The 25,612-nt window shown below is 59.4% G+C and carries 26 protein-coding genes; 12 read left to right on the forward strand and 14 right to left on the reverse strand.

The window, feature by feature from the left end; all coding sequences use genetic code 11:
- Window positions 1–7: 7 nt before the first annotated feature.
- Both GRI43_RS02720 and GRI43_RS02725 read right to left on the reverse strand, forming a co-directional pair.
- Window positions 8–559: a septal ring lytic transglycosylase RlpA family protein gene (locus GRI43_RS02720; protein WP_235903583.1), complete on the reverse strand. Its 552-nt coding sequence runs from the start codon at window positions 557–559 to the stop codon at window positions 8–10.
- A 719-nt stretch (window positions 560–1,278) separates the two neighbouring features.
- Window positions 1,279–2,493 (reverse strand): argininosuccinate synthase, encoded by a 1,215-nt coding sequence (locus GRI43_RS02725; RefSeq protein WP_160729557.1) that lies wholly within the window; start codon window positions 2,491–2,493, stop codon window positions 1,279–1,281.
- 344 nt (window positions 2,494–2,837) lie between these two features.
- On the opposite strand from GRI43_RS02725, the gene GRI43_RS02730 reads away from it, so the two are divergent.
- Complete coding sequence (locus tag GRI43_RS02730) at window positions 2,838–4,172, forward strand: acyltransferase family protein (protein WP_160729558.1); 1,335 nt, start codon at window positions 2,838–2,840, stop codon at window positions 4,170–4,172.
- A 2-nt stretch (window positions 4,173–4,174) separates the two neighbouring features.
- On the opposite strand, the gene GRI43_RS02735 is transcribed toward GRI43_RS02730, so the two are convergent.
- Complete coding sequence (locus GRI43_RS02735) at window positions 4,175–5,134, reverse strand: acyltransferase family protein (RefSeq protein ID WP_160729559.1); 960 nt, start codon at window positions 5,132–5,134, stop codon at window positions 4,175–4,177.
- A gap of 105 nt (window positions 5,135–5,239) precedes the next feature.
- Window positions 5,240–6,517 (reverse strand): SAM-dependent methyltransferase, encoded by a 1,278-nt coding sequence (locus GRI43_RS02740; RefSeq protein ID WP_160729560.1) that lies wholly within the window; start codon window positions 6,515–6,517, stop codon window positions 5,240–5,242.
- A 169-nt stretch (window positions 6,518–6,686) separates the two neighbouring features.
- On the opposite strand from GRI43_RS02740, the gene GRI43_RS02745 reads away from it, so the two are divergent.
- On the forward strand, window positions 6,687–7,124 hold the full coding sequence (locus GRI43_RS02745) for a DUF1801 domain-containing protein (RefSeq protein ID WP_160729561.1): 438 nt from the start codon (window positions 6,687–6,689) through the stop codon (window positions 7,122–7,124).
- 4 nt (window positions 7,125–7,128) lie between these two features.
- On the opposite strand, the gene GRI43_RS02750 is transcribed toward GRI43_RS02745, so the two are convergent.
- The 10 genes from GRI43_RS02750 to GRI43_RS02795 form a co-directional block, all read right to left on the reverse strand.
- The gene (locus GRI43_RS02750; RefSeq protein ID WP_160729562.1) at window positions 7,129–7,881 is read right to left on the reverse strand and encodes a molybdopterin-binding protein; all 753 of its coding nucleotides are present in this window, start codon (window positions 7,879–7,881) and stop codon (window positions 7,129–7,131) included.
- On the reverse strand, window positions 7,878–8,573 hold the full coding sequence (locus GRI43_RS02755; protein ID WP_235903584.1) for a cytochrome b/b6 domain-containing protein: 696 nt from the start codon (window positions 8,571–8,573) through the stop codon (window positions 7,878–7,880). The genes GRI43_RS02750 and GRI43_RS02755 overlap by 4 nt, the downstream gene beginning before the upstream one ends.
- Window positions 8,570–9,334, reverse strand: coding sequence for an SDR family oxidoreductase (locus GRI43_RS02760; RefSeq protein WP_160729563.1), 765 nt, complete (start codon window positions 9,332–9,334; stop codon window positions 8,570–8,572). Before GRI43_RS02760 ends, GRI43_RS02755 begins: the two co-directional genes overlap by 4 nt.
- 121 nt (window positions 9,335–9,455) lie before the next feature.
- Complete coding sequence (locus GRI43_RS02765; protein WP_160729564.1) at window positions 9,456–9,836, reverse strand: glycine zipper 2TM domain-containing protein; 381 nt, start codon at window positions 9,834–9,836, stop codon at window positions 9,456–9,458.
- 148 nt (window positions 9,837–9,984) lie between these two features.
- Window positions 9,985–10,632 (reverse strand): MOSC domain-containing protein, encoded by a 648-nt coding sequence (locus GRI43_RS02770; protein ID WP_160729565.1) that lies wholly within the window; start codon window positions 10,630–10,632, stop codon window positions 9,985–9,987.
- Between the two features lie 41 nt (window positions 10,633–10,673).
- Window positions 10,674–11,282, reverse strand: coding sequence for a class I SAM-dependent methyltransferase (locus tag GRI43_RS02775; RefSeq protein ID WP_160729566.1), 609 nt, complete (start codon window positions 11,280–11,282; stop codon window positions 10,674–10,676).
- Complete coding sequence (gene rlmN, locus GRI43_RS02780) at window positions 11,279–12,535, reverse strand: dual-specificity RNA methyltransferase RlmN (protein ID WP_160729567.1); 1,257 nt, start codon at window positions 12,533–12,535, stop codon at window positions 11,279–11,281. The genes GRI43_RS02775 and rlmN overlap by 4 nt, the downstream gene beginning before the upstream one ends.
- Window positions 12,536–12,594: 59 nt before the next feature.
- On the reverse strand, window positions 12,595–13,089 hold the full coding sequence (locus GRI43_RS02785) for a hypothetical protein (RefSeq protein WP_338089998.1): 495 nt from the start codon (window positions 13,087–13,089) through the stop codon (window positions 12,595–12,597).
- Window positions 13,086–13,589, reverse strand: coding sequence for a GreA/GreB family elongation factor (locus tag GRI43_RS02790; RefSeq protein WP_160729568.1), 504 nt, complete (start codon window positions 13,587–13,589; stop codon window positions 13,086–13,088). Before GRI43_RS02790 ends, GRI43_RS02785 begins: the two co-directional genes overlap by 4 nt.
- 9 nt (window positions 13,590–13,598) lie before the next feature.
- Complete coding sequence (locus tag GRI43_RS02795; RefSeq protein ID WP_160729569.1) at window positions 13,599–15,557, reverse strand: lytic transglycosylase domain-containing protein; 1,959 nt, start codon at window positions 15,555–15,557, stop codon at window positions 13,599–13,601.
- A 103-nt stretch (window positions 15,558–15,660) separates the two neighbouring features.
- Here GRI43_RS02795 and dapA point away from each other — a divergent pair, with 103 nt between their 5' ends.
- From dapA to GRI43_RS02845, 10 genes are all read left to right on the forward strand, one after another.
- Window positions 15,661–16,542, forward strand: a complete 882-nt coding sequence (gene dapA, locus GRI43_RS02800; protein WP_160729570.1) for a 4-hydroxy-tetrahydrodipicolinate synthase — start codon at window positions 15,661–15,663, stop codon at window positions 16,540–16,542.
- Window positions 16,543–16,572: 30 nt separating this feature from the next.
- Window positions 16,573–17,055: an SsrA-binding protein SmpB gene (gene smpB, locus GRI43_RS02805; protein ID WP_160729571.1), complete on the forward strand. Its 483-nt coding sequence runs from the start codon at window positions 16,573–16,575 to the stop codon at window positions 17,053–17,055.
- Window positions 17,056–17,174: 119 nt separating this feature from the next.
- A complete protein-coding gene (locus tag GRI43_RS02810) occupies window positions 17,175–17,780 on the forward strand; it encodes a DUF2062 domain-containing protein (RefSeq protein ID WP_160729572.1) in 606 nt (201 codons plus the stop codon).
- Window positions 17,777–20,248: a hybrid sensor histidine kinase/response regulator gene (locus tag GRI43_RS02815; protein ID WP_160729573.1), complete on the forward strand. Its 2,472-nt coding sequence runs from the start codon at window positions 17,777–17,779 to the stop codon at window positions 20,246–20,248. The genes GRI43_RS02810 and GRI43_RS02815 overlap by 4 nt, the downstream gene beginning before the upstream one ends.
- A 139-nt stretch (window positions 20,249–20,387) precedes the next feature.
- Window positions 20,388–21,005 carry a phage tail protein gene (locus tag GRI43_RS02820; RefSeq protein ID WP_202391576.1) on the forward strand — a complete coding sequence of 206 codons (618 nt, stop codon included), beginning with the start codon at window positions 20,388–20,390 and terminating at the stop codon, window positions 21,003–21,005.
- Between the two features lie 52 nt (window positions 21,006–21,057).
- Window positions 21,058–21,678, forward strand: coding sequence for a phage tail protein (locus GRI43_RS02825; RefSeq protein ID WP_235903585.1), 621 nt, complete (start codon window positions 21,058–21,060; stop codon window positions 21,676–21,678).
- Between the two features lie 224 nt (window positions 21,679–21,902).
- On the forward strand, window positions 21,903–22,520 hold the full coding sequence (locus GRI43_RS02830) for a phage tail protein (RefSeq protein ID WP_202391577.1): 618 nt from the start codon (window positions 21,903–21,905) through the stop codon (window positions 22,518–22,520).
- A gap of 77 nt (window positions 22,521–22,597) precedes the next feature.
- Complete coding sequence (locus GRI43_RS02835; RefSeq protein ID WP_160729574.1) at window positions 22,598–23,215, forward strand: phage tail protein; 618 nt, start codon at window positions 22,598–22,600, stop codon at window positions 23,213–23,215.
- A gap of 127 nt (window positions 23,216–23,342) precedes the next feature.
- Complete coding sequence (locus tag GRI43_RS02840) at window positions 23,343–23,963, forward strand: phage tail protein (protein WP_160729575.1); 621 nt, start codon at window positions 23,343–23,345, stop codon at window positions 23,961–23,963.
- Window positions 23,964–24,111: 148 nt separating this feature from the next.
- Window positions 24,112–25,605, forward strand: coding sequence for a DUF4139 domain-containing protein (locus GRI43_RS02845; protein ID WP_160729576.1), 1,494 nt, complete (start codon window positions 24,112–24,114; stop codon window positions 25,603–25,605).
- Window positions 25,606–25,612: the final 7 nt, after the last annotated feature.

The raw sequence follows: 25,612 nt of genomic DNA on the forward strand, positions 1-25,612 counted from the left end.
GCGAGGCTTAAGGATTCAGAACTTCCAGTTCCACGGTACCGTGTCCCCGTTTGATGAGGCCGATCTCCGTCGCTGCAGCACGGCTGAGATCAATCGTTCTGCTACGTGCGAAGGGCCCTCGGTCGTTTATCCGGACGGTGACTGACTTGCCATTTCGAGGGTTTGTTACGCGCACCTCGGTCCCAAAAGGCAACGTTCGGTGCGCGGCTGTGAGAGCGTTCATGTTGAAGCGTTCGCCATTGGCTGTCTTGCGGCCATGAAAGCGACGTCCGTAATAGGATGCAACGCCCGAACCAAGGGAACGTGCGTCCTTCGCTTCCTCTATCTCTAGCGGCGGGTCGATTTGAGTGAGGTCAACCACGTTGCCTGATGGGTCGGGTGCTGGCGGGAGGTCTTCGAAGCGGGCGAAGCGATCTTCGAAGATCTCGTCGGAGACCGGGGAGAAACCCGGGTCGGCCATTGCCGGGCCGCCGAGCGAACCACAAACCGTCAAGGCGGTGACGAGCGATGCCGCGATGAAGCGGCCGGCGGCGCTCTTCTTTATCAGAACCCTCTGCATGTGGGGCTTTTACACTGCAGCGAATACCAAATCTGCCTCAAAACAGGCAATTTGTCGCGTTTTGGGCTCCATCCGGCGACTCTTGGCAGCCCGAAAAGCAAATGGGGCCGGTATTGCTACCGACCCCACTCTTACCGAAGCGTGGGCTTTCCTGATGACCGGTCTTGCGACCTATCTTCTGGAAAGCACTTGGCCTCCGATGTTTTCCCGGACCTACTTTCAGCCTTCCGGCCTGCCTTCGGTTCGGTTCTGTCACCGGCGCTCGCACCGGCATCCGGTTCCTTCCGATTTCGCATTCCATCCGAAGATCGTCTGCGTTTTCTTCCGGTTCCGCAGCCTTCAACCCCATAATGGTTCGCCATCTCAAACGAGAATACCTTTGCCGAAGCTCTGGCATGCTCTTCGATTTTGAACCGGAGTTTCCGGCCCGCAGCGGCTTGCTATCGCGTCTCTTTCAAGCGGTGTACTTGCTTCCGGTCGAAACCTTCTGCAGGTATCCCTCAAGAGCCGCGCGGACAGTCGCCGCTACCTCAGAATGGTTTGAAATTTTCTTCGTTTTCAGGTCGTTAGACCGTCAACCGAGGAAGCTTTCTTGCCCTTCCGATGACTTAAAGCTGCTCCTCGAAAACGAGTCGCGCAAGAGATCAACGGCTGAGTTATCCACTTTGTCCAATATTCCCTGTGGACACGGGTGGAAAACTCAACAGCTCGTCGCAAGTTTACCTGTCTCGCTTGGCGAGCAACCGCAAACGCAGCGCGTTCAGCCTGATGAAGCCTTCGGCGTCCTGCTGGTTATAGGCGCCGGCATCGTCTTCAAACGTGACGTGCCGTTCCGAATACAGCGAGTTCGGAGATTTCCGGCCGACAACGTCTGCGTTGCCCTTGTAGAGTTTGATGCGAACGGTGCCGCTGACTTTTTCCTGGCTGAGGTCGATTGCCGCCTGCAGCATCTCGCGCTCGGGACTGAACCAGAAACCGTTATAGATCAGCTCTGCATATTTCGGCATCAGCTCGTCTTTCAGGTGGGCTGCGCCGCGATCCAGAGTGATCTGTTCGATACCCCGGTGGGCACGTGCGTAGATTTCGCCGCCCGGCGTTTCGTACATCCCGCGTGACTTCATGCCGACAAACCGGTTTTCGACCAGGTCGAGCCGGCCAACACCGTGTTTGCGGCCGAGATCGTTCAGTGCGGTCAGCAATGTAGCCGGGCTCATCGCCTCGCCATTCAGTGCCACGCCATCGCCGGCTTCGAAGTCGATCGTGATGTATTTCGGAGTGTCCGGCGCGTTTTCCGGATTGTCGGTCCGCGAATAGACGTAGTCGGGTGTTTCCTCCCACGGATCTTCCAGCACTTTGCCTTCCGACGAAGTGTGAAGCAAGTTCGCATCGGTGGAGAAGGGGCTTTCGCCGCGCTTGTCCTGCGGAACCTTGATCTGGTGCTTTTCTGCCCATGCGATGAGCGCGGTCCGGCTGGCCAGATCCCATTCGCGCCACGGAGCGATTACAGTGATGTCGGGATCAAGAGCATATGCGCTCAGTTCGAAACGCACCTGATCGTTGCCTTTTCCGGTCGCACCGTGGGCGATCGCATCAGCGCCGGTTTCACGTGCGATTTCGATCAGACGCTTCGAAATCAGAGGGCGCGCGATGCTGGTGCCAAGCAGATAATCCCCTTCGTAGCGGGCATTGGCGCGCATCATCGGGAAAACGAAGTCGCGCACGAATTCTTCGCGCAGGTCTTCGATAAAGATATGCTTGTCGGGGATGCCCATCGCACGGGCTTTTTCGCGGGCCGGTTCGATTTCCTCACCCTGTCCGAGATCGGCTGTAAAGGTAACCACTTCGCAGCCACGCTCAACTTCCAGCCATTTGGCAATTACGCTGGTGTCGAGGCCGCCACTATAGGCCAGAACCACTTTTTTTACGTCGGACATTGTTCAACCTTCATGCAATTTGGGCTGGCGGGTATCAGCCCCGCCACCGCGCTGCAATGAAGAAGCGCTAAGGGCGGGTGAAGCTATGGGGCCATGCGCTTTCGATCGCCACAAATCCAACAGCTTGGAACACATGGAACACAGTCCAGAAGCAAGTTTCCCACCGCTGCGCGCACTCGTGATCTGCAATCTGAATGGCTTGGCGGAGACGGCATTGCTGAAGGTGTTAGCGCAGGACATACGCTGCACGTATCGCCTTGATCAGGAGTAGGAAAACCGGATTTGCTTGCTATATCCCGCGGTGCGCTGCGGAATTGTTGGCGCGCCAGAGGGGGTTTAAGCATATGGCGGGACTTTGGGCCAGGGCGCGGGCGATGGCCGAGCAGGCACCGCCTGAACGCAACCGATATGTCGATTTCCTGCGGGCGTTCTCTATTCTGGCAGTCGTGATCGGACATTGGCTGGTTGCGGCACCGTATCTTGATGAAAGCGGAGCGGTGCAGGGCGGCCATTTGCTGGGCATCTTGCCGTGGAGCCAGTGGTTGACCTGGGGTTTTCAGGTCATGCCGATCTTCTTCCTCGTTGGCGGATATTCCAATGGAGTCAGCTGGGCCGCGACCCGCGCGAAAAACGGTCACTATTCGGATTGGTTCGCCAGCCGCGTGCAGCGCCTGATCAATCCCGTGTTTCCGGTCTTGCTGGTCTGGGGCATTATCGCGTTTTTCGGCACGCAATTGGGAATCGAGCGCGCGATTGTCCGAATGGCGACCGAACTGGCGCTGATCCCTGTGTGGTTTCTGGCGGTTTATCTGCTGGTGACCGCCTTGGCGCCGCTCACATATGCGTTCTGGCGCAAGGCGAGATTGTGGAGCTTTGCGTGGTTGGCGGCGTGCGCTGCACTGATCGATATTCTCACGCTGTTCTACGGCGTGCCCTATGTCAATTTCCTGAACTTCCTGTTCGTTTGGGTGGGAATCCACCAACTCGGTTATGCCTGGCGCGAGGGCCGGTTCGACAGCAGGGCCACGGCGCTTTTGTGGTTCCTTGGCGGGTTGGCGCTGCTCTTGCTGCTCGTTGGCATTGGCCCGTATCCGGTCGCGATGATCGGGGTTCCCGGGGCGGAAATTACCAATTCGATGCCGCCCACAATCGCTTTGATGGCGCTTGGTATCATGCAGACGGGCCTCGCGCTTTCTTTCGAAAAGCCCGCACGGCGGATGCTTGATAGAATTGGCATCTGGACCGGGGTGGTCCTGATGAACGGGATGATCATGAGCATCTATCTGTGGCATCTGACCGCATTTGTGCTGGTGATGATTGCTGCCTGGCTAATGGGCGGGGTTGGGCTCGGCGTTGAACCCGGCACCGCAGATTGGTGGCTGGCACGGCCAATCTGGTTTGCCCTCTATATTGTGGTGACGCTGCCGCTGATCATGATTTTCGTCAGGTTCGAACGGGGTAGTGGGCCGGCCAAGCGGGATTATCCGGTGCCGCACTGGCGGCTGGTCCTGGGGCTCTTGTTGATCTGCCTTGGTCTGGCGATGACCGCAGCGATCAGCATCGCCAGCCCGGATGGTGTGACCGGGGTCAGGCTGTGGGCGGTGGCCCTGCCATTTCTGGGCGCGGCTTTCGTCGGTTTCGGACCCGTCTACCGGATGGTCAAACGAACCGGAGCGTGATCTCAGGCAGCTGAATTCGCTAGCCCGGACCGCGTCCGGTATCGCCGTTGCAGGGCATCTAGCCCCATCGTGAGAAAACGCCGGGCATTTCGGTCATAGAAGCGTTCGAGCAGCCATGCCGCGATGACGCATCCCGCCAGAACCCAGATGGTTGCAACCTGATATTGCTGCGCCAGGCGGAGCAACGGGAAGTGAATGACGTAGAATGCGTATGACATCGAACCGAGCCAGATGGCCGATTTGGCTTCTGGTACCTGAATGTTGGCACCCAGTATCGTAATTGCCGGAAATACGAAAAATATGGCGATAAGGTCGGGCATGATTGAGCCAGCCGGCATCATCAGGAATGGGACAGGCGGCAGGGCGAGCGCATAACCCCAGCCACTGGTTCTGATCCTCTCAGGCTTGAAGAACGCGCCAATTCCAACCCCAAGGGTGAAACCGAACATCACCCGCGCCACACCGGGCCAGAACGTTTCCCACCGAAATCCAAGATTGGCGTCGCCATGGAACTGCACGCTGGATGCAAGCGCAATGGCCCCGATCAGCACAAACGCAATGCCGATGGGTTTGCCAAACCGGAAGAGCAGGGCGAACGCGATGCTGGCGAACACCTCTAGCAGAAGCGACCAAAGCACGACGTTTTCGAAATAGAGCAGATTCGTCCCGGTCGGAACCAGCAGCAAGACCCACCACGACCCGCCTTTGACGAGCAGCCCGATCGCCGCGCCCGCCAGCATCAGCGGATACAGGCGAATTATCCGGCGAATAATAAAATCACCGATCTGATTCCAGTCCCCGAGGCGGTCCGAATAGGCCCGATAAAGCACGAATCCGCTCAACATGAAGAACAGATCAACCGCCAGATATCCGCGCGGAACCACTCGCTCTGCATGGAAAAGCAGCACGGCTATCGCGGCGAGACCGCGAAATAAATCAAGGGTGACAAACCTTTGCGGCAAGTGAACCGACTTTCCTCATGCGACCTGTTATACGAGCGCTTTTTTCAGCCGGCACATTTGGGGCCTGGCTGCGGCTCGAGTGATTTCAGGAGTAGCCGGTCTTAGTTAATTTTCCGCATTGGGAAGGGCGCGGGCAGGCTGGGTCAGCAACGCGCTTTCGGCCTGAGCCATGTAATCGCGGGTCAGCGGCAATGCATGGCGGCTACGGCAAAACTGGACCTGGTAATTGCACATCCCGCCGCCCTCGAACGCAGCGGTGGCACCGGATAGGTAAAACAACCACATGCGAAGAAAGCGCTCGTCATACATCTGGGTAATGCGGTCGCGGTTCTGCAGGCACCGCGCATACCATTCGCGCAAAGTCTTGGCATAATGAAGGCGCAGCGTCTCGATGTCGCTCGCGATCAGGCGGTATTTCTCGCTTGCCGCCAGGGTTTCGGACAAGGCCGGGATATAACCGCCAGGAAAGATGTATTTGCGCGTGAAAGCATCGGTGACCCCAGGGCCGCCCATGCGTCCGATAGTATGCAGCAGCATCACGCCATCGGCCTTGAGCAGGTTCGCGCAGCAGCGGAAAAACGTGTCGAATTGCGGCCGCCCGACATGTTCGAACATTCCGACTGAAACGATCCGGTCGTATTTCTTGCCCCGTTTCGGCAATGTCCGGTAATCCGCCAGCTCGAAAGTGACCAGGTCTTTGACCCCTGCCTGTGCAGCCCGCAGTTTTGCAAGCTCCAGCTGCTCCTCGCTCAGCGTGATCCCGCGCACATAGACATTCGCGTGACTGGCCAGATAGATTGCCATTCCGCCCCAGCCGCAACCGATGTCGAGCACTTCCTGACCGGGCGACAGGGCAAGTTTCGAGGCAATGTGAGCCAGCTTGGCGGTCTGAGCCTCGTCCAAGGTCATGTCGTCCGATGGCCAATAGGCGCAGCTGTATTGCATATGTTGCTGGTCGAGCATCAGTTGGTAAAGGTCGTTGCCGATATCGTAATGATGCGCTGCATTGCGCTTCGCAGCACCTGACCCGTTCAGCGATTCCATTGCGAAACCGAGCCTGTTGCGCAGGCGCCGCAAAGTGCTTGGCCTGCCCAAAGCCCCGCCGCGATCCCATGGTGCATTCGCGCGCAGCAATTGGACAAGGCCCATTATGTCACCGCGGTCCACATTCATGCGTCCGGCCATGAATGCTTCGGCAGCGCCGAGACGGGGATCAACGATAATGTCACGCGGCACCTTATGATCGGTCAGATGGATCGCGATGTCGGGGTAGTCAGGGTTGAGCTGGCCGAAACTGGCAGTATCTTGGTCGGCAAAGGTCACGTCCAGCCGCCCCACGGTCACGCTCTTGTTCAGAAAGGCGGTCATCAACTTCTTCGACATCGATGCGGATCCTTTGGCGGCGGCGCATTTGCTGTGATTTGAATGCGTTGGTTAACGCCGCAATCGATGTGCTGCGCTCCGGTCATTTACGTAGCCATCGTGTCCGGGAGGTAGGGGTTGCTGCAAATACTAGGCGCGCTACTCTGCCGAACGGGAAGAGGAGCAGGGAATGAGCGACGCCAAAACCGCACCGACCGATGTAGCGCCTGAAGAGTTCATCGCCGCAGTGCAGCCTGACGCGAAACAGGAAGATGCGAGGCGGCTGGACGAGATATTTCGCCGAGTTACGGGCGAAGCTCCGCGAATGTGGGGCCCGTCGATCATTGGCTATGGCAGTTACAGCACCAAGTATGCCAGCGGGCGCGATGTCACATGGATGCGGGCCGGGTTCAGTCCCCGCAAGGCAAAGCATTCGCTGTATCTGATGGGCGGTTACTGCGATGAGCAGGCCGGAAAACGCCGCGACGAACAGCTTGCGCGGCTGGGAAAACATTCGCGCGGCAAGAGCTGCCTTTACATCAACAAGCTGGCTGATGTGGACCTGAGCGTTCTGGAAGACATTATTGCAGAGGATTGGGCAGTCATGAACCGCCTCTATCCAGACTGACCGGTCAGATACCCGCGTACCACTGATATCCGGAGCGATCTTCCCAATAGCCGCCTTCGCCGTCGCCAATATCTTCGAGACTATCGACCAGTTCGATCGCGGTAAGATACTTGGCGTGCTTGTAACCCAGCTGGCGTTCGATCCGCATCCTTAGCGGCGCGCCGTTTTTGACCGGCAGTGGCTCTCCATTCAGCGCGTGTGCGACGATGGTTTGCGGGTGATAGGCATCGACCATGTCGACGCTCTCGTAATACCGGCTGCCCGCTAGCGTGTCCGCGCAGCGAAAGACAACGAACTTCGCACTGTCCTGAACCCCGGCAGCCTCCAGTATCGTCGATAGCTGTGGGCCGGTCCATTCACCGATCGCGCTCCATCCCTCGACGCAGTCATGGCGGGTGATCTGCGTCCTTTGCGGCAGACGGCGTATGTTATCGAGGCTGAGCGACATCGGGTGGTCCACCAGTCCGCGAACCTCAAGCCGCCAATCCGCGAAGCCGGTTTCAATTGCGGCCGCATATTCAGGCGTGTCGACGGTGCGTGATCCGTTGCCGCGAAAATTCGGCGAAATATCGGCTTTCGTATATTCGCGGGCGAGGGCCATCCTGTCTGATAGTGAGCGATGGATCTTGCGGTGCCATTTCTCGGCTGAATCGAGCATTGAACCGCCGATTTTGGTGTCGGCCACTTTCGAACAGGCGCCCAAAAACAACAGGCCCATTCCCGAGAGTACGCCGCGCCTGCCGATAGAACCGTTCATGGCGTTTCCTCCGGTCCGGCCGTTCCGCCGGTGATCATGCCACGAAGCTGCCCGATCGGGCCGGACAGGATGACCAGCAAAACATGGACGAGGAAGAATGCGAAAATCGCCCACGAAAATATGAAATGGATTGAGCGCGCACTCTGCCGCCCGCCGAACGCATCGACCAGCCACGGGGCGCTCGGTTCGAAACCCGGGCTGATCGCCAATCCGGTCAGGATCATACCCGGTAAGAACACCCCCAGCACGAGGCCGTAGGCAAGCTTTTGCAGGAAATTATACTGCCCGCTTGAGTGATCGAAATTCAGTTTAAGGTGCTGCACGATGTCGCGGCGAATGGCCGCTGGTTTCCATTCGCGCCGCGTGGTCCTGATATCGCGCCAGAAATGCCCGCTCACCAGCATGGCGGCCCACATCACCAGCAGCCCGAATGCAAACGGCCATGCCATCAGGATGTGCCAGTCGCGCGCCGCCGCTAGGTCGTAATATCCCGGGATGGTGGCCCATCCGGGAAAGCGGATGACAGAGGCCCAGGCATCGGCGGGCTCGAACCCGTAATTGCCCCAGTAAAGATACCGGTGCGCGTTCGAAATGTTCAGGCCTGACATGAACAGCACGATCACGCACACCACGTTCAGCCAGTGCCAGATGCGGGTGACCAGGCCGTGGCGTTTGCGTTCCGGCTGCATCATTCGGCGCGATCTTCGCGGGCTAGGTAGATCACATCGCGCGGCTGGTTCAACAGATGCTGCCCGCTGTCGATAAACAGCGTTTGGCCCGAAGCGAGATGGCCTTCCGCCAGAAACAGCATGGCATCGGCAATCTCCGATGCGCCGGTTTTCCGTTCAAGCAGGTTCATCACATGCGAGCGTTCTGTTTCTTCTTCAGTCTGATCGTGGCTGGCCAGGATAGCCCCGGGGGCAAGGCCATAGACACGGTCATCAGGGCCAGCCGCACCTTGGGCCAGCATCGGGATGGTGGCAGAAAGGGCGTGCTTGCTCATCGTATAGCTGAAGAAATCCGGATTGGGATTTTCGAGCTTTTGATCGGTCACATTGATCACCCTTCGCCCGGCATCTGACCGCGCATATTCCAGGAATGCCTGTGCCAGCCTTGCCGGTGCCTTGGCATTGATCCGCATAACCCGGTCATACGTTTGGGAATCGAGGGCGGTTACATCATCATTGCGAAATATCGCGGCCGAATTGACCAGCACACGCCAGTCACCCAGCTGCTGCGACAAACGTTTGATCAACGCAACGCCTGCGTCGCTATCGGCCAGATCGCAGTGGATCGCCTCGGCAGACGGCAGCTCACTGCTCAGGGCCTCGGCCTCTTCAGCCGAGCTGCCATAATGGATGACCACATGCCATCCGGCGTTCCCGAATGCCCGTGCGATTTCCGCGCCAATGCGTTTGGCTGCTCCTGTAATCAATACGGCGGGCCGGTTCATGGAATTCTTCCACCATAGTTTGATTGCCGTGGGAAGGGGGCAAACGAAGACTCCCCGCAGCGGGCAAAGCCGCGGCGGGGAGCAATTCGTTCACAGACGGGCCTGAAACGGCCGGCCGGACTTAGCGGCAGCGTAGCTCGCCGCGGTCAATCTCGCGCCCGATCAGGCCGCCGCCAACCGCGCCGATGATTGCACCAAGGGTCTTGTCGCCCCGGCCGGCCAGTTCCGAACCAGCCAGCGCGCCGACGCCTGCGCCGATAATCAGACCGGTCGTGCCGTTGTCGCGCTTGCAGTAATAGCGGCCATTGTCGCCGCGCCATACCCGGTCGTTGCGGCTCAGGCGGCGCGGTTCGTAGTAACGCCCGCGGTCATCATAAATGCTGGCGCGGTCCTTGGCGCGTTTGCCATATGCCTTGGCGTGCGCGGGTGGATCGGCCAGAGCCGGGGCAGATATGGGCAGCGTCAGCGATGCTGCGGCGATTGCGATCATTGTCTTTTTCATTGCATGGCCTTTCCGGTGATATGCTTGTGCCTATCGTAACGGGCGGGGTGGCAATCAGGTCCACAACGCCAGATGAACGGCGCTGCTGTGGGCGGACTCTGCGCCGAAATGAGCCGCTAATCCGATCAGCCGTGAAAGGAAGGGCGGCTCAATGCGCGATCCGCGCGGCCATTTTCTCGCGTAATTTGGGTGTCAGTGTTTTCAAATCCGCGAGTTGTTCGATTTCGCTATCGCCAAAAGCATTGGGATTGCCCCAGATCGCTGAAAAAGTGCGTTCCACAGTCCAATCACTGCATCCAGTCACTACCCTTCGGAGTGCGTCCCCCGCCTCGGCGGTCCCGGCTTCGATCACGCGGAAATACCAGCCGCATCGGCCCGACTTCAGGATGGTGGCAACCATGTTTTTCTGCCGGAACCGGTGCTCGATTTTCCAGCAGGGTTGGCGGGGCTGGCTGATTTCAAGGAGCGCGCTACCCAAGCGGAACCGGTCGCCAATATGGACCGCATCTTCGGTCAGTCCGCTGACGGCCAGGTTGCTGCCGAATGCACCAGCATCGTTCAGCAATGGATGGTCGCCGATTTCACCGCGCCAGAAATCATGGTGGTCCAGTGGATACAGGTGAACCGCCATGTGCGGCCCGCCATGCACCTTGGTGTCGGCCTGCTCATCCGCTTCCAGCCCGAGTTCGGTGATATGCTGCGGCCCGGTGAGGGGGAGCTTGGCGATCGCGCTCGTTTCTTCGCCGCGAAAGGGGCGGGATTTTCCGGCGAGCAGATGCGTGACTTCAACTTCCATCGTCTTGTCTCCCCTCTTTATCCTCCCCGTGGTGTGCGGCGTCAGATTTCGTTCTTGCACACCGTCAGGGCCAGCCAGTCGCGCTGGACCCCGTCGCAGCCTCCGCCTTCATAGCGTTCGGTTTCTGCGATGATAAAGCCTGCATCCTGGTAGCGGCCCACAAGCCAATCTGCATCGGGCAAATTGGTCCACCGGCCCAGCTTGTCTCGCCCTTCGCCGGGATGGTCAGCATCTCCGAGCTTGAAATTGGCGAAGTGCCAGCCGCCTGGTTTCAGCGCCGTCAGGATTGATTGCAAAATTTGGGGAAGGCTGGCTCTCGTCGCATGGAGCAGGCTGGCATGGGCCCAGATCGCGTCATATTCAGATACGGCACTAATCTGATCGAAACGCAGCTGGCGTGCATCGATGCCAAACCGCTCTTTCGCTTTTTTGATCATTGCTGCTGCGCCATCGGTCGCGTCGACATCGAACCCACGTTCGGCCATCCGGCTGGCATCGCGCCCGGCGCCGCAGCCTAGTTCGAGAATTCGTGCGCCTTCGGCCAGCCGATCGAGGAATGGGTCGAGGTGGCGGTGGTGAAATTCGCCGGTAGACGCTGTGTAGTAAGGCGCCTGACGCTCGTAATAGGCGAGAGTCGCCTCGTCGCTCACTCGCCGGACTGAGCCTCGGCCGATGCGGCCTCCTCAGCCTCACGGTCGCGCTGGGCGCGGCTCTTTTTCTCCGCGCTGGTTTTCAGCTGGCCGCAAGCCGCATCGATGTCGCGTCCGCGCGGGGTGCGCACTGGCGCGCTGATCCCGGCCTCGAACACGATGTTGCTGAAGCTCCTGATCCGGTCCGGGGCGGAACATTCATACGGTGCGCCGGGCCAGGGATTGAACGGGATCAGGTTTACCTTGGCAGGAAGGTCGTAATGCTTGAGCAGGCGGACCAGTTCGTGCGCATCTTCGTCGCTGTCGTTCTTGTCCTTGAGCATCACATATTCGAAGGTGATGCGGCGGGCATTGGACGCGCCGGGGTAGGCTGCGCATGCCTCCAGCAGTTGTTCGATCCCATACTTCTTGTTGATCGGTACGATCTCGTCGCGAACTTCCTTGGTCACGGCGTGAAGCGATACAGCCAGGTTCACGCCGATCTCTTCACCGCAGCGTTCCATTGCTGGAACCACGCCGCTGGTCGACAGCGTGATCCGGCGCTTGGACAGGGCAAGCCCTTCACCGTCCATCACCAGTTTCAGCGCATCGCGCACATGATCGAAATTGTAGAGTGGTTCGCCCATGCCCATCATCACGATGTTGGTCAGGAGACGCCCGTCAGCACGGTATTCGGTTTCGCTTTCGTCGTCGCCAATGTCCATCCGGCCCTTTGGCCATTCGCCCAGTGCATCGCGTGCCAGCATGACCTGGCCGACAATCTCGCCGGGGGTCAAATTGCGCACCAGCCGCATCGTGCCAGTGTGGCAGAAACGGCAATTGAGCGTGCACCCGACCTGGCTGGAAACGCACAGCGTGCCGCGTGTTTCATCGGGGATGAAAACCATTTCAAACTCGTGCCCGTCATCGGTCTTGAGCAGCCATTTGCGGGTGCCGTCGGACGAATGCTGAGCCTCGACAATGTTGGGCCGGCCAACGACAAAACGCTCGTTCATCCACGGGCGCATGGTCTTGCCGATATCGGTCATGGCGTCGAAATCGGTTACGCCGCGGTGATAGAGCCAGTGATAGACCTGCTTCGAACGCAGCTTTGCCTGCTTCGGGTCCAAACCGGCCTCTTCGAACAGTTCGCGGATGCGCGCCTTCGGCAGGCCAAGCAAGTCGGTACGTCCGTCGCTGCGCGGGGTGATGTCGCGCGCGACAGGAACGGGATCAACTTGCCCCGGAATCGACATGAGTGCTGTATCGGCCATGAGAGGGCGCCATATAGTGCGGCTGAGACGGTTTTGCCAGCTTTGCGATAAGCGGGCGATCAGCGGATGCTGGCGCAGCCTACTGTGGCGGCATCCATCGCGGTTGCAGCGCCGTCCATATCGTATGTATTCGAGAAATTCCGGCCGCTCGCATCGCGGCTGCGGACGGTCATGCGCCGCGAAGACCGCATCGCCGCGACGATGGCTGCATCCATGGTCTTGTCGCGCGCCCAGGCATTCGCGCCGGACCCGGTAAGCTCAAAACTGCTATCGCCGACGCTGAGCCTGATCGGCGCATTTTCAGCAATGTTCCGGCTGAGCCGCAGATGCACCTGGCCGCGTACATTACGTTTTGGCCATGTGCCGATACTTGCATAGGGTTGCTGGTCGCGCTGCAGCGTGCTGGGGGCGGCTTTGGCAATGGCATAGCAGCGCGGCACACCGGGGTCCCGGAATGCACCCCAATCGGCAAAAATGCCCAGGCTGTCCCTTGCAGAAACCGGAGCAGCCAACGCCGCAATGGCCAGCAAGATCATGACGCGGTGGTTGATCACGAAGCGATAGTGTCCAACTTCGCGGGATAGTCAATCGCGACGACTTCCCATTCCTTGTCCCCTGCCGGCAGCTTGACCGTGCGCAGGTCGCCCAGCGCCGCCCCGCGTAGCGCGCGCGCCATGGGCGAACTCCATCCTATCAGGCCAGCGCCAGCGTCCTGTTCGTCGTCACCGACCAGGGTCACGGTTCTGCGGTTGTCGTGCTCGTCCGCCAATTCCACCACGGCACCGAAAAACGCGCGCGTCTTGTCCGGCTGGTCTGCCGGATCAAGCACACGCGCGTCTTTCATCCGGCGTGAGAGGTGCTTTAGCTCGCGGTCGATCTCGCGCATCCGCTTGCGGCCATACAGGTAATCGCCGTTTTCGCTGCGGTCGCCATTACCGGCGGCCCAGCTGACGATCTCCACGATCTCGGGCCTTTCGGTGCCGAGCAGATGGTCATAGCGCGCCTTAAGCGCAGCCATTCCGGCTGGCGTAATCGGATTGTTGCCGGGTTTCACCGAGCTATCTCAGTTCAGATAGGTCTCTAGTTTGCGCGGCGTGCCATAGCGCGCCTTGTCAGGATAGAGATGTTCATAAACGACCGCGTTTTCGAGCACCCGTTGCACGTAGTTCTTGGTTTCGTAGATCGGAATCTGTTCAATCCAGGTGATCCAGTCGACACTGCCGGTCCGCGGATCGCCATTCCTGCGCAGGAACTTGTTCACGTTGCCCGGACCCGCATTATAGGCCGCAATCGCCAGCGGATAGGCGCCATCATAATAGGCGAGCATCCGCGCAAAATAGGCATCACCAAGCTGGATGTTGTAGCTCGGGCTGTCGATCAGATTGGCCGACATGTATTGCATACCCAGCTTTCCGGCCTGTTCGCGGGCGGTGCCCGGCATCAGTTGCATAAGCCCTCGCGCACCGGCGTGGCTGATGGCGTTCTGGGCAAACTGGCTTTCCTGCCGCGAGATCGCGTGAACCATCGTCCAGTTCGTGCCCGGAGGCGTCTGGAGCGTGGGGAAACCCTGGGCGACGAATTCATCATGACCGTCTGCCGCAGCCGCTTCTGCAACGTTTACGGCAAGATCGCGCCGTCCGGTTTCGCGGGCCAGATCAGCCACCAGCGCATGCTCAGCCAGTGTATCGGCCTGCTGTGCAACGGCGCGGTAGAACTGGATGCCGGTGCGCCACGGGGCACCGCGGGAAACCTCACGCACTGCATTGGCCAGCGGAGATGCGCTGAATGCAGCGGCTTGTTCTCTGGTCGGTGCAGCGTTGGCGTTATTTGCAAGGGCAGGGACATCGCGGCCCAGCTTGTTCAGCGCAAGCAGGCCATAGAAACGGTCGGGATAGCTCGCGGCCATTTCGTAATACCGGTTGGCGCCGTCAATATCGCCCGCACGCTGTGCAGCCAGACCTGCCCAATAGAAACCTTTCGACCGGGTCTGCGGCGTTTGTGCGGCAGCACCATAACGGTAGAACAGCGGCGCTGCAGAATCCGGATCGCCCAGCTTCCACATGGCGTCGGTTCCGCCAAGCCACATGAGCGACGTGTAATCGTCGCGGATGCGATAGCTCAGCGTGCTGATGTCGGCGCCCTGTACGAACATATCGTCGACCTTAGCCGCGATTTGCTGTGACTGGCGCGCATTGCCGGTACGGGCAAGGCGCAGCATCTCAGTCAGCAGGCTTTCGGAATCGAACGGAATTTCGCTGAAGCTTTGCCGGCTCGCAAGCAGGTTCACCGCAGTGCTGCCCTGTCCCGAGGCGCGGAGATGGCGGATGCGGTTGTAAAGATAGCCCGGGTCGCGGGCGGCCTCTGCCGGAACAGCGATGCCCACGCTATCGGGTTCTTCCCGTTTCAAATAGGCAAGGCGCGCCATGTAGAGGTCTTGCTTGCCCGGCGAAACCTTGGCGATCTGGCGCCGTGCACTCTCTACATCACCCTGCCAAAGCAGCGCATCCATCCGCGCGTCGTGGTCGGCCTGTGTGAACTGCGAACCGAAAAGCCCCTCCAGATAGGCGGAGGATGGTCCGGACATTTCACCGCCGCGCCACGCCTCTAGCGCGACTTCGCGGGCTTCCGTTCGTCCAACGGCAGAAAGGGCAAGCGCGTACCGCGCCTTCGCACTGTTGGTCAGCGGCGGCATTGCGTCGAAATAGGCGACCAGCCGTTCCGAGCTGACAGGTTCGTTGTCCAGCGCATCTTCCGCACGGATGCGCAGTTTCGCTTCCTGCGGAAAACCGGGATAGGCGAGCACGAAACCGGCATAGTCATCGAAACCCATCCGGTCGTTGCCGATCAGGAATTCCCACCGGTCGATAGCCTGGGCCATTCGGGTTGGTGCCTTGGCCACCATTTCTGCGCGGGCTTGATCCCAGCTGCTTGCAGGCTGGGCAAAAGCGGGGGCAGACGCGGTCAGCGCCGGAACGGTGAGAAGTGCGATTAGAGGCAGTCGTTTGAGGTCCATGCTGGACATAGTAGGGGGCGGCTCCTTATCAGGCGCTGAATGAAACGCCTGTGCGCAGGGAAAGTTCGAATTTTCTTTCGATTCTTTTGCGCCTTTAGATGGGATTACGCAAATGTTCTCGGGTTCAATTCCGGCTCTGGTGACACCGTTTCGCGATGGATCGATTGATGAGGCTGCTTTTCGCAGGCTGGTCGACTGGCAAATCGAATCCGGCAGCAAGGCATTGGTGCCCTGCGGCACCACCGGCGAAGCATCGACCCTGTCCAATGCGGAGCATCACCGGGTCATTGAAATTTGCATCGAACAGGCGGCTGGCCGCGTTCCGGTGATCGCGGGTTGCGGCAGCAATGATACGCGCAATGCCCTGTTGCATATGAACTTCTCGCAGAAAGCTGGCGCTGCGGCGGGGCTGTGCGTTGCCCCATATTACAATCGACCAAGTCAGGCGGGTTTGATCGCGCATTTCAGCTTCCTCGCAGAAAACAGCGATTTGCCGATCGTTCTGTACAATGTGCCGAGCCGGACGGTCACCGATATCGAGGATGAGACGGTTGTTGAACTGGTCAGCAAATATCCTGACCGGATCGTCGCGATCAAGGATGCCAGCGGCGACCTTTCGCGCGTGGCCGACCACCGAATGGGTCTGGATGCGAATTTCTGCCAATTGTCGGGCAATGACGAGTTGTGGCTACCGCATTCCGCAGCGGGCGGGGCGGGCTGCATTTCGGTAACCGCCAACGTAGCGCCCGCCCTTTGCGCCGAATTTCACGAGGCAATTGCTGCGAATGACCTGGTGAAGGCGCGCGAGATCAACGACCGGCTGTTTCCGCTCCATTATGCGATGTTCTCCGATGCCAGCCCGGCGCCGGTCAAATATGCGCTGACCCGCGTACATGACTGGGTGGAATGCGATGTGCGCCTGCCGCTGGTGAATGCCAGCGATGCCAGCCGCAAGGCAGTTGACGAAGCGCTCGAACATGCGGGGTTGGTTTAGTGGGGACTGCTCCCTACATGCGCACCCATCATGGCACGTCCCAAACCTGAAACCTTCGACAAGCATAAGGTGGTCGCCGAAAACCGGCGGGCGCGGTTCGATTATGCGGTCGAGGACAAGTTCGAAGCGGGTCTTGCTCTGCAAGGCACTGAGGTAAAGGCCCTGCGCGCCGGCGAGGCGACGATTGCCGAGAGTTACGCCGAGGCTAAGGATGGCGAAGTCTGGCTGATCAATGCCAACATTCCCGAATACAGCCACGGCAACCGGCTCAACCACGAACCGAAGCGGCCACGTAAGTTGTTGCTCAACCAGCGCGAAATCAACAAGTTGATGGGCGCTGTCGAGCGGAAGGGCATGACGATGGTGCCGCTATCGATTTATTTCAACAAAACCGGCCGTGCCAAGGTCGAGCTGGGCCTCGCCAAGGGGCGCAAGGCGCAGGACAAGCGCGAATATATCAAGGACCGCGACTGGAAGCGCGACAAGCAGCGCGTGCTGCGCGAAAAAGGCTGATCCGCGCGCTGGTCTTTCCGGGTTCAGGTACCCATATCGCCTGACATGACCGCTTCGCCGAAAATCCCATCTGGACCCTTGCGCTTGCGCGGTACCGAGCGCATTGGGCGCCCGCACAAATGGTAAATTTTCGCTCCAAGACTTTCCTTGCGGACATTATCCGCAAATACACGCCGACGCGTGAGGAAATGGCGCGCAACAAGTACCTTGCGCCGATCGCGCATCGTTTTCTTGCGCCGGAACTGTGGCGGTTTACGCGCCGTTCCGTCCCACGCGGGGTGGCGCTGGGCGTTTTTGCCGGCTTCATCATTCCCGTCGGACAGATATTTCTCGCCGCGTTTTTGGCTTTGCCGGCGCGTGCAAACGTACCGCTTTCCGCGCTTGTGACCTTCATCACGAACCCGTTTACCTTCCCTCTCTGGGCTGTCGTTGCCAACCGTATCGGCAGCTTCATCCTGAAGATTGACAAGGTGGCAACTGGCGGGGCCGCTGAAACCGAGATGGCCAGCGGCCGTTGGGCATGGCTGATCGAATTGTTCGAAGGCGCGGGCGTAACTGTCTTGGTGACGATCTTCGGTTTTGTCGTGCTCGCGGTTATCGGTGCGGCGCTCGGATATCTGATCGCGGGCCTCATTTGGCGGTTCGTAGTTGCAAGAAAGCGCAAGAAGCGGCTTAAAAGGATGGAAGCACGGCTGGACGAACGTCTTGGGGCTTCAGAAGGATGACAAAATCGGGGGAGGCGCAATTGCTGCGCCAGGCTGACGGCACGCTGGATAACCGCTCACTGGTTTACATTGCGGGGTTGGCGCTGGCCTTTGTAATCAGCACCGCAATCTTGTGGCTCGCCAGCGGCAGCACCGTGCTGGCCGCGGTGTATGGCGGCGGCGTGCTGGCGCTGATCGCTGCGGTATTTGCCTTTGGCCGGCTTCAGACAGTACCTGCCAGTGAAGAGCTCGCGCCGCCCGACTGGTCGGTGACCGTCGCAGCAATCGAGCAGGACGGTGTCGCGGTCGCGGTGACAGACCGTGCCAACCGCCTGACCTGCGCCAACACTGCATTCAGCGAATGGTTCGGCACCGGCATTGCCCCGCCGAACCTTCCGCTTGACCGTCCATCGCTGGAGGCGCTGACGCGAACCGCGCGTGAGGCATGGCGCGATGGCAAGGCCGATGCTTCGGACCTTGTTCGAACCGACGGTAATCCAGGCTGGCACGCGCAGGCTGAACGCGCCGGGCGCGGCGATGACTATCTTATCTGGCGGTTCACCAGGGTGGACGGCGCGGATACATCAGGCGCGGTGCTCGACTGGATTGGCGGGCTGACCGGGCAATTGCTTTCCCGCGCCGGGATCGAGGCTGCACTTGTCGGAAATGACGGCATCATCATTGCCGCCAGCGCGGGATTTGCCGACCGTGCGGCAGGGGATTCTTCGGCCACTCTGGCCGGTCAGGAATTCGTGACTTATCTGCGCACTGACGACCGCGACCGGATCTTTTTCGCGCGAGAGGGGCGCAAAGGGCCGCCGCAGCAACTGGTGCAGGTGCCGCTGCACGACCCGGCTGTGCCGTCTCCTGCACTTTCGGCTGGGGGGCGCGATGCATCGCTGATGCTGCTGATCGAAAGCGGCGTTGGCATCGGGGCTGGCGGCGAACCTGCCAACACCGCAGCGACCCCGCAATTGGAGGCGCTGCTGGGTGCCTTGCCGCTAGGGCTCGCGATGACTGATCGGGACGGGCGTTTCCTGTTCGGCAACAATGCTTTTCTGCGCGCCGTGGACCGCGACGGTCAGGGCGTACCGCAATATCCCTCCGATCTGGTGGTGCGCGAAGACAAGACGGCGCTTTCCGACGCGGTTCGCCGGTTCGGCAAGGGGCCGGCCAGCAATGGCGATATGGCGATCCGCCTGAAAACCCAGCCCGACGACCCGGTTTCGCTGGGCCTAGCCGGTGTGCGCGGATTGGGAGAAGCGGCAGTATTGCTGAGCCTGACCGATTCCACTGAGGAAACCCGTCTCAAACGCCAGGTCGCGCAGGCTACGAAAATGCAGGCCGTTGGCCAGCTGGCGGGCGGCGTGGCGCATGATTTCAACAATGTCCTCACCGCGATTATCGGTTACTGCGACCTTATGCTGTTGCGCCACACGCCGGGCGACAGCGATTATGACGATATCCAGCAAATCCGCGCGAATTCGAACCGCGCTGCCAGCCTGACGCGGCAGTTGCTGGCCTTCAGCCGCCAGCAGACGCTGCGGCCGCAAGTTCTGCAATTGCCGGATGTGTTGAGCGAGGTGAGCCAATTGCTGCGCCGCCTGATGGGCGCCAAGATCACCTTCAAGGTGCGCCACGACCGCGATCTGGGCCCGGTTCGTGCAGACCCGCAGCAATTGGAGCAGGTGATCGTCAATCTGGCGGTCAATGCACGCGATGCGATGCAGGCCCGCGGGGATGGCAGCGGCGAATTGTCGATGGTTACGCGCCGTGTGATGGCCAAGGACGTGCGCAAGATGGGTTCGGAGATTATCCCGGTGTCGGATTACACCGTGCTCGTCGTGACCGACACAGGGGGCGGCATTCCGCCAGAAGCGCTCGGCAAGATATTCGAACCGTTCTTCACAACGAAGGAACAGGGTAAGGGCACCGGCCTAGGTCTGTCGACGGTCTACGGGATCGTCAAGCAATCCGGCGGGTTCATTTTTGCAGACAACATTGCGGGCGCCGATGGGCGGCCCAGCGGCGCCCGCTTTACGATCTACCTGCCGGTCCACCACGGCGCAGTTCCGCAAAAAGCAGAAGCCAACCCTGAAAAACCGGCCAGCGAATGGTCCGGCGGGGGACGCGTATTGCTGGTAGAGGACGAAGACATGGTTCGCGCGGTTGCAGAGCGCGCGCTTACCCGCTCCGGTTACACCGTCACCACTGCAAGCGATGGTGAGGAAGGTCTGGCCGCGATGGCCAATGGCGGCGAGTTCGACCTGATCCTGTCGGATGTGGTGATGCCCGGAATGGACGGCCCAACCATGGTCAAGGCACTGCGCAAGACCAATCCCGACATGCCTGTGCTGTTTATGTCCGGATATGCCGAAGAACAGTTGCGCCGCGAGATTAATGTCGAAAACATGCATTTCATAGCTAAGCCATTCAGCGTGCAGGAAATTAGTGAGTGCGTCGGGTCCGTCATGGGCAAGATTTCCTGACCAGAACCGAAAATTATTGTTGAGCGGCCTTGCATTATTTGAGCTCTTGCGAGAGTTTCGTGTCAGGCCAGCGCCGCTTCTAGCGGAAGAATTGGCAATCATCGGGTTGTGATCACCACTGCTTAGGGGGATTAACTCGATGAAGAAATTGAAGATCACTTTCGGCGCGGCAGCATTGTCGCTTTCCATGACACTACCGGTAACATCTGCGAATGCGCAGGCGTCTGAACCCTTGCTTGGCCAGTTGGCCATGGTGGGGTTCAATTTCTGTCCGCGCGGCTGGGCCAATGCAGATGGCACTTTGCTTGCGATTAGCCAGTATCAGGCACTCTTTTCGCTTTTGGGTACGCAATATGGCGGCGATGGCCGGACCACTTTTGCGTTGCCGGATTTGCGCAGCCGCGTGCCGATCCACACTGGCACCGGGCCGGGCCTTTCCACCTATCCGCAAGGTTCGCGTGGCGGAGTTGAACGTGTCGTACTGACCGGCGCCGAAGTCGGCCCGCATACCCACACAGCGCTGCTAAGGGCTGAAGGTCAAACTGTGGCTGATTCCAGCAACCCGGCCGGAAATGCCTTGGCGCGCGGCGCGCAGATATATTCGAATAACAGCGCGCCCGACGCGGCGGATGCGCTGCACCCGCAATCGATTGCCGTGGCAAGTGGGGGTGGCGGACAGCCGCATTACAATGTCCAGCCCTATCTGACGCTGCGCTGGTGTGTTTCGCTGCAAGGCATATTCCCATCGCGCAACTGACGCAGATTCTCAGACTAACACTCGTCACAACCAGTTTTCAGGAGATGGTCAGATGACCTTCAAGAAAATATCGATGATTGCCGCAGCAACTGCTTCGTTGGCTTTGCTGCCTACCACCCAGGCAAACGCGCAAGCGGGAGGCACCCAATTCATTGGCCAGCTGATGCTAAATGGATCGACCTTTTGTCCGCGTGAATGGGCAAATGCAGACGGCCAATTGCTGCCGATTTCGCAGAACACGGCGTTATTTTCCTTGCTCGGGACGATTTACGGCGGCGATGGCCGGACCACTTTTGCGCTGCCGGATTTGCGCAGCCGCGTGCCGATCCACACTGGCACCGGGCCGGGCCTTTCCACCTATCCGCAAGGTTCGCGCGGCGGAGTTGAGCGTGTCGCACTGACCGGCGCCGAAGTCGGCCCGCATAGCCACACAGCGCTGCTAAGGGCTGAAGGTCAGACTGTGGCTGATTCCAGCAATCCGGCTGGAAATGCCTTGGCTCGCGGCGCGCAGATTTATTCAAATAACAGCGCGCCCGACGCGGCGGATGCGCTGCATCCACAATCGATTGCCGTGGCAAGTGGGGGCGGCGGACAGCCGCATTACAACGTCCAGCCCTATCTTACGCTGCGCTGGTGCGTCGCATTGCAAGGCATCTATCCGTCACGCAATTGATCACGCGGAATTGGTAAAAGTGAGGGGCGCATTGAGCCATGCGCCCCTCATGAAATTGTTCCGACTGAGCGTTTCGGTTCGGAGCGCGCACGAAGTTTGTGCGGCTTGTATGAAACCGACAAAATGCGGCCCGCGCCTTGTGGTTTGCGGGTCCTCCAGTACAAATGTCTGACGAGATCGGGGAACTCGGCTTCGATCTTTTATCGATTTGATGGGGGAACATCATGAAACGAATAGCAAAACTGGCTGTAATCGCGTCAGCGCCAGCAGCCCTGATGAGCACTGCAACTCCGGCCAGTGCGGGTGTAGATGAATATCTTGGTGAGCTGATGCTTGTCGGCTACAATTTTTGTCCGCGCGGCAGTTTTGAGGCGAATGGTGCGTTGCTGCCCATCGCGCAGTGGCAGGCGCTGTTTTCCCTATACGGCACGACATTTGGTGGTGACGGACGTACCAGTTTCGGTCTTCCCGATTTGCGCGGCAGGTCACCGATTGGCCAAGGTTCAGGCCCCGGTCTTCCCACTGTTCGGTGGGGTGAAAAGAGCGGTTCGACCAGCTTCACTCTGAACATTACCCAGATGCCTTCGCACAATCACACTGGCGAAGTTCGGTCCGAAAACGCGGTTCAGGCGGACACCGGCAATCCTGCCGGCAACGCCATCGCGCGTTCGACCCTGACGATCTATTCGAACAATTCCCCGCCAACCGCTGCAGGTGCGATGCATCCGGGCACTTTGTTCATCAACAACACTGGCGGAAATCAGCCCGTTAACAAGCGTAGCCCGTATGTTGGCATGCGTTACTGCGTGGTGAATTCGGGCGTCTTCCCGTCGCGCAATTGACGCGCCGCAAAGGCACTCGCTGAACGCACAGCCCGCAGCTTGGTTCTGGCGGGCAACCAATTGATAAGGAATTTTCCATGAAGAACATTCTTAAAATCGCAGCACTGGCCGCAGCACCTGCTGCCTTGCTGTCCGCGCCAACACCGGCCGCAGCGGGCACCGATGAGTACATCGGTGAACTGATGCTGGTCGGATACAATTTCTGCCCGCGTGCAAGCGCCGAAGCCGCAGGGCAGCTGTTGGCGATCAGTTCGAATACTGCGCTCTTCTCGCTCTATGGGACGATCTATGGCGGGGATGGCCGTACGACTTTTGCCCTACCCGATTTGCGGGGCAGGGCAGCAATCGGACAGGGTTCGGGTCCAGGTCTTCCGACCGTTCCACAGGGTTCACGCGGCGGTTCGACCAGTTTCACCCTGAGTGTTGCACAGATGCCGTCGCACAATCACACAGGTGAAGTCAGGTCCGAAAACGCGGTTCAGGCGGACACCGGTAATCCTGGCGGCAACGCTCTCGCCCGGTCAACTCTGACGATCTATTCGAACAATTCCCCGCCGACCGCGGCAGGTGCGATGCACCCGGGCACCTTGTTCATCAACAACAATGGCGGGGGTCAGTCTGTCAGCAAGCGCAGCCCGTATCTCGGCATGCGCTACTGCGTCGTAACTCAGGGTATCTTCCCTTCGCGCAACTGATTTGGTGAATTGGTAGGAGGCGCGGCGATTTTCGCGCCTCCACATTATTTGCATTATATCAATTCGGTTTTGAGCTGGACGGCGACCTGCTGCCCAGAACCCCTTCGCTTGCCTGTACGGAGCGCTTATGAAATTTCTAAAATCAATCATACATGTTGCGGCAATTGGAACCGCCGCCCAGCTTGCGGCAGCACCTGCCGCAGCGCAGTCAGAAATGTATCTTGGTCAGGTATTCATGTTTACCGGCTCATTCTGCCCGGCGGGCAGCGTGGAAACCAGTGGACAGGCATTACCAATTACTCAGAATGCTTCGCTGTTCTCGGTCATGGGAGTTCAGTTCGGCGGTGATGGCCAGACCAGTTTCAACGTGCCCGATCTGCGCGGCCGTATGCCGATGCATGCCGGCGCGGGCCCGGACCTTTCCGGCCGCAGCGTCGGTGAGACCGGAGGGGCTGAGAACTTTCAACTGATCACCGATAACATCCCTGCGCATTCGCATCCGGCCCAGCTACTTTCCAATGCGACAGTGGCTGCCGATTCCGGAAACCCCAGCGGAAATGCCCTCGGCCGTTCGACCGATGCCGATATCTACACCAATGTAGAAGCACCGGTCGCCGCCAATGCGCTGCACTCTGGCTCGGTAGTGATTGGCAATACCGGTGAAGGGGAACCGGTTACGGCGATCAGCCCGTACACGGTCCTGCGTTTCTGTGTCGTCACACAAGGGCCGTACCCGCCACGCCCCTAACGTTCAGGTGGCAATCAGGAAAGGGCGTGCAGCTTTGTTTGCGCGCCCTTTTTTGCGGGAGGTCAGTCGATTGACTACGGCCCGGGAATTGGAGAAGGTGCTGCGATACTACGCGGGCTTGACCCGCAAACAGGGGAAGGGATCGAACATGCGGACTGCACGGAAGTTTAGCTGCGGAATTGGCCTGATTGGTTTGATGGCAGCTGCGGCGGGTGCTGCGCAATCGGTCCCCGATCCAGACGAGACCGCACAGGGCGATGTTTCGGTCACGATTTACCAGAATGGCCAGTCGCTGGTGCAGGACATCCGGCAACTCGATATTGCACGTGGCCGCAGCCGGATTGAGTTTCCCGATGTGTCGGCCCAGATCCGTGCTCAGACCCTGAGTTTTGCCGCGCGCGACACTGCTATCATCGAACAGAATTTCGACTTCGACCTGCTCACCCCCGGCAAGCTGATGGAAAAAGCCATTGGCCAGACGATCACGCTTGTACGCACCAACCCTGCAACCGGCGCAGAAACACGCGAGAGAGCAAAGATCCTCTCCACGGCTGGCGGCGTGGTCGTGCAAATCGGCAACCGGATCGAGGTGCTGCGTGATGACGGTTTGCCTGTCCGCGCAGTGTTCGACCGGGTGCCGCCGAACCTGCGCGCCCGCCCGACGTTATCGGTCAATGTCGAAAGCACCCGTTCCGGTGTGCGCCCGGCAGCGATCCGGTATCTGACGCCCGGCCTTGGCTGGACCGCAGACTATGTTGCGCTGTTCGATGATGGGGACAGCACCATCGATATGCAGGGCTGGGTCACGCTGACAAACACGACCGGTACGACGTTTCACAACGCCGACACATTGCTGGTTGCCGGTAGCCCCAATGGCCGGTTCGGCGGCGGGCGCAGCCAGCGCAATATGTTGCGTGCCGGGACTGAGTCTTCGGGCCGCGAGCAGGTCGGAGATTTCTATCTCTATCCAATCGATGCACGAACGACGATTGCCAATCAGCAGACCAAGCAGGTCAGTTTCCTCGACGTGCAGGGCGTAACGGCGAAAAAGGTCTATCGGCGGACGGTTAATTGGCTGAGCAATGACAGCAATCCGCAGAACGTTTCGAGCGAGATATCCTTCAACACGTCTAGCCAGGGCGGGCTGGGCGATGCCCTGCCAGCAGGCACAGTCCGTTTCTATCAGCGCGACAGCCAGGGCACTCCGCAATTTATCGGCGAGAACACCATTGGCCACACGCCGACCGGCAGCGAGCTTTCGCTTCGCACCGGCGATGCGTTTGACATATTTGTTCAGGCCGAGGTGGAAAAACGCGAAGAAATAACCTCTGGCGAGTGGATCAAGACCCGGCGTTATGTTGTCTATCAGGACGGCAACGAAACCGCGCGTCTTGATGAAGAGAGGCCCGAAAAGTTTTGGCAAACAGCCATGCGTTACACGATCACCAACGCGAAGGATGAGGCTGTCGAGATCGATTTGGTGCAGGCAGGGCTCGATCGCGGCTGGTGGTCGCGCGACTACCGCATCGTCAGCGAAGACGAATCCGGGGTCCAGATCAATGCCGACCGGCGAAAATGGGTCGTGCCGGTTCCGGCCAATGGTGAACGCGAGTTCCGCGTAATTTTTGCAACCCGGTATTAAGGGCACA

It is taken from the genome of Pontixanthobacter luteolus (assembly GCF_009828095.1).
Classification (GTDB): domain Bacteria; phylum Pseudomonadota; class Alphaproteobacteria; order Sphingomonadales; family Sphingomonadaceae; genus Pontixanthobacter; species Pontixanthobacter luteolus.

Excerpts from the sequence above, each read along its gene's own strand:
- GRI43_RS02720 (WP_235903583.1), bottom strand. The coding sequence starts at position 559 with ATGCAGAGGGTTCTGATAAAGAAGAGCGCCGCCGGCCGCTTCATCGCG.
- GRI43_RS02725 (WP_160729557.1), bottom strand. The coding sequence starts at position 2,493 with ATGTCCGACGTAAAAAAAGTGGTTCTGGCCTATAGTGGCGGCCTCGAC.
- GRI43_RS02730 (WP_160729558.1), top strand. The coding sequence starts at position 2,838 with ATGGCGGGACTTTGGGCCAGGGCGCGGGCGATGGCCGAGCAGGCACCG.
- GRI43_RS02740 (WP_160729560.1), bottom strand. The coding sequence starts at position 6,517 with ATGTCGAAGAAGTTGATGACCGCCTTTCTGAACAAGAGCGTGACCGTG.
- GRI43_RS02745 (WP_160729561.1), top strand. The coding sequence starts at position 6,687 with ATGAGCGACGCCAAAACCGCACCGACCGATGTAGCGCCTGAAGAGTTC.
- GRI43_RS02750 (WP_160729562.1), bottom strand. The coding sequence starts at position 7,881 with ATGAACGGTTCTATCGGCAGGCGCGGCGTACTCTCGGGAATGGGCCTG.
- GRI43_RS02755 (WP_235903584.1), bottom strand. The coding sequence starts at position 8,573 with ATGATGCAGCCGGAACGCAAACGCCACGGCCTGGTCACCCGCATCTGG.
- GRI43_RS02760 (WP_160729563.1), bottom strand. The coding sequence starts at position 9,334 with ATGAACCGGCCCGCCGTATTGATTACAGGAGCAGCCAAACGCATTGGC.
- GRI43_RS02765 (WP_160729564.1), bottom strand. The coding sequence starts at position 9,836 with ATGAAAAAGACAATGATCGCAATCGCCGCAGCATCGCTGACGCTGCCC.
- GRI43_RS02770 (WP_160729565.1), bottom strand. The coding sequence starts at position 10,632 with ATGGAAGTTGAAGTCACGCATCTGCTCGCCGGAAAATCCCGCCCCTTT.
- rlmN (WP_160729567.1), bottom strand. The coding sequence starts at position 12,535 with ATGGCCGATACAGCACTCATGTCGATTCCGGGGCAAGTTGATCCCGTT.
- GRI43_RS02795 (WP_160729569.1), bottom strand. The coding sequence starts at position 15,557 with ATGTCCAGCATGGACCTCAAACGACTGCCTCTAATCGCACTTCTCACC.
- dapA (WP_160729570.1), top strand. The coding sequence starts at position 15,661 with ATGTTCTCGGGTTCAATTCCGGCTCTGGTGACACCGTTTCGCGATGGA.
- smpB (WP_160729571.1), top strand. The coding sequence starts at position 16,573 with ATGGCACGTCCCAAACCTGAAACCTTCGACAAGCATAAGGTGGTCGCC.
- GRI43_RS02810 (WP_160729572.1), top strand. The coding sequence starts at position 17,175 with ATGGTAAATTTTCGCTCCAAGACTTTCCTTGCGGACATTATCCGCAAA.
- GRI43_RS02815 (WP_160729573.1), top strand. The coding sequence starts at position 17,777 with ATGACAAAATCGGGGGAGGCGCAATTGCTGCGCCAGGCTGACGGCACG.
- GRI43_RS02820 (WP_202391576.1), top strand. The coding sequence starts at position 20,388 with ATGAAGAAATTGAAGATCACTTTCGGCGCGGCAGCATTGTCGCTTTCC.
- GRI43_RS02825 (WP_235903585.1), top strand. The coding sequence starts at position 21,058 with ATGACCTTCAAGAAAATATCGATGATTGCCGCAGCAACTGCTTCGTTG.
- GRI43_RS02830 (WP_202391577.1), top strand. The coding sequence starts at position 21,903 with ATGAAACGAATAGCAAAACTGGCTGTAATCGCGTCAGCGCCAGCAGCC.
- GRI43_RS02835 (WP_160729574.1), top strand. The coding sequence starts at position 22,598 with ATGAAGAACATTCTTAAAATCGCAGCACTGGCCGCAGCACCTGCTGCC.
- GRI43_RS02840 (WP_160729575.1), top strand. The coding sequence starts at position 23,343 with ATGAAATTTCTAAAATCAATCATACATGTTGCGGCAATTGGAACCGCC.
- GRI43_RS02845 (WP_160729576.1), top strand. The coding sequence starts at position 24,112 with ATGCGGACTGCACGGAAGTTTAGCTGCGGAATTGGCCTGATTGGTTTG.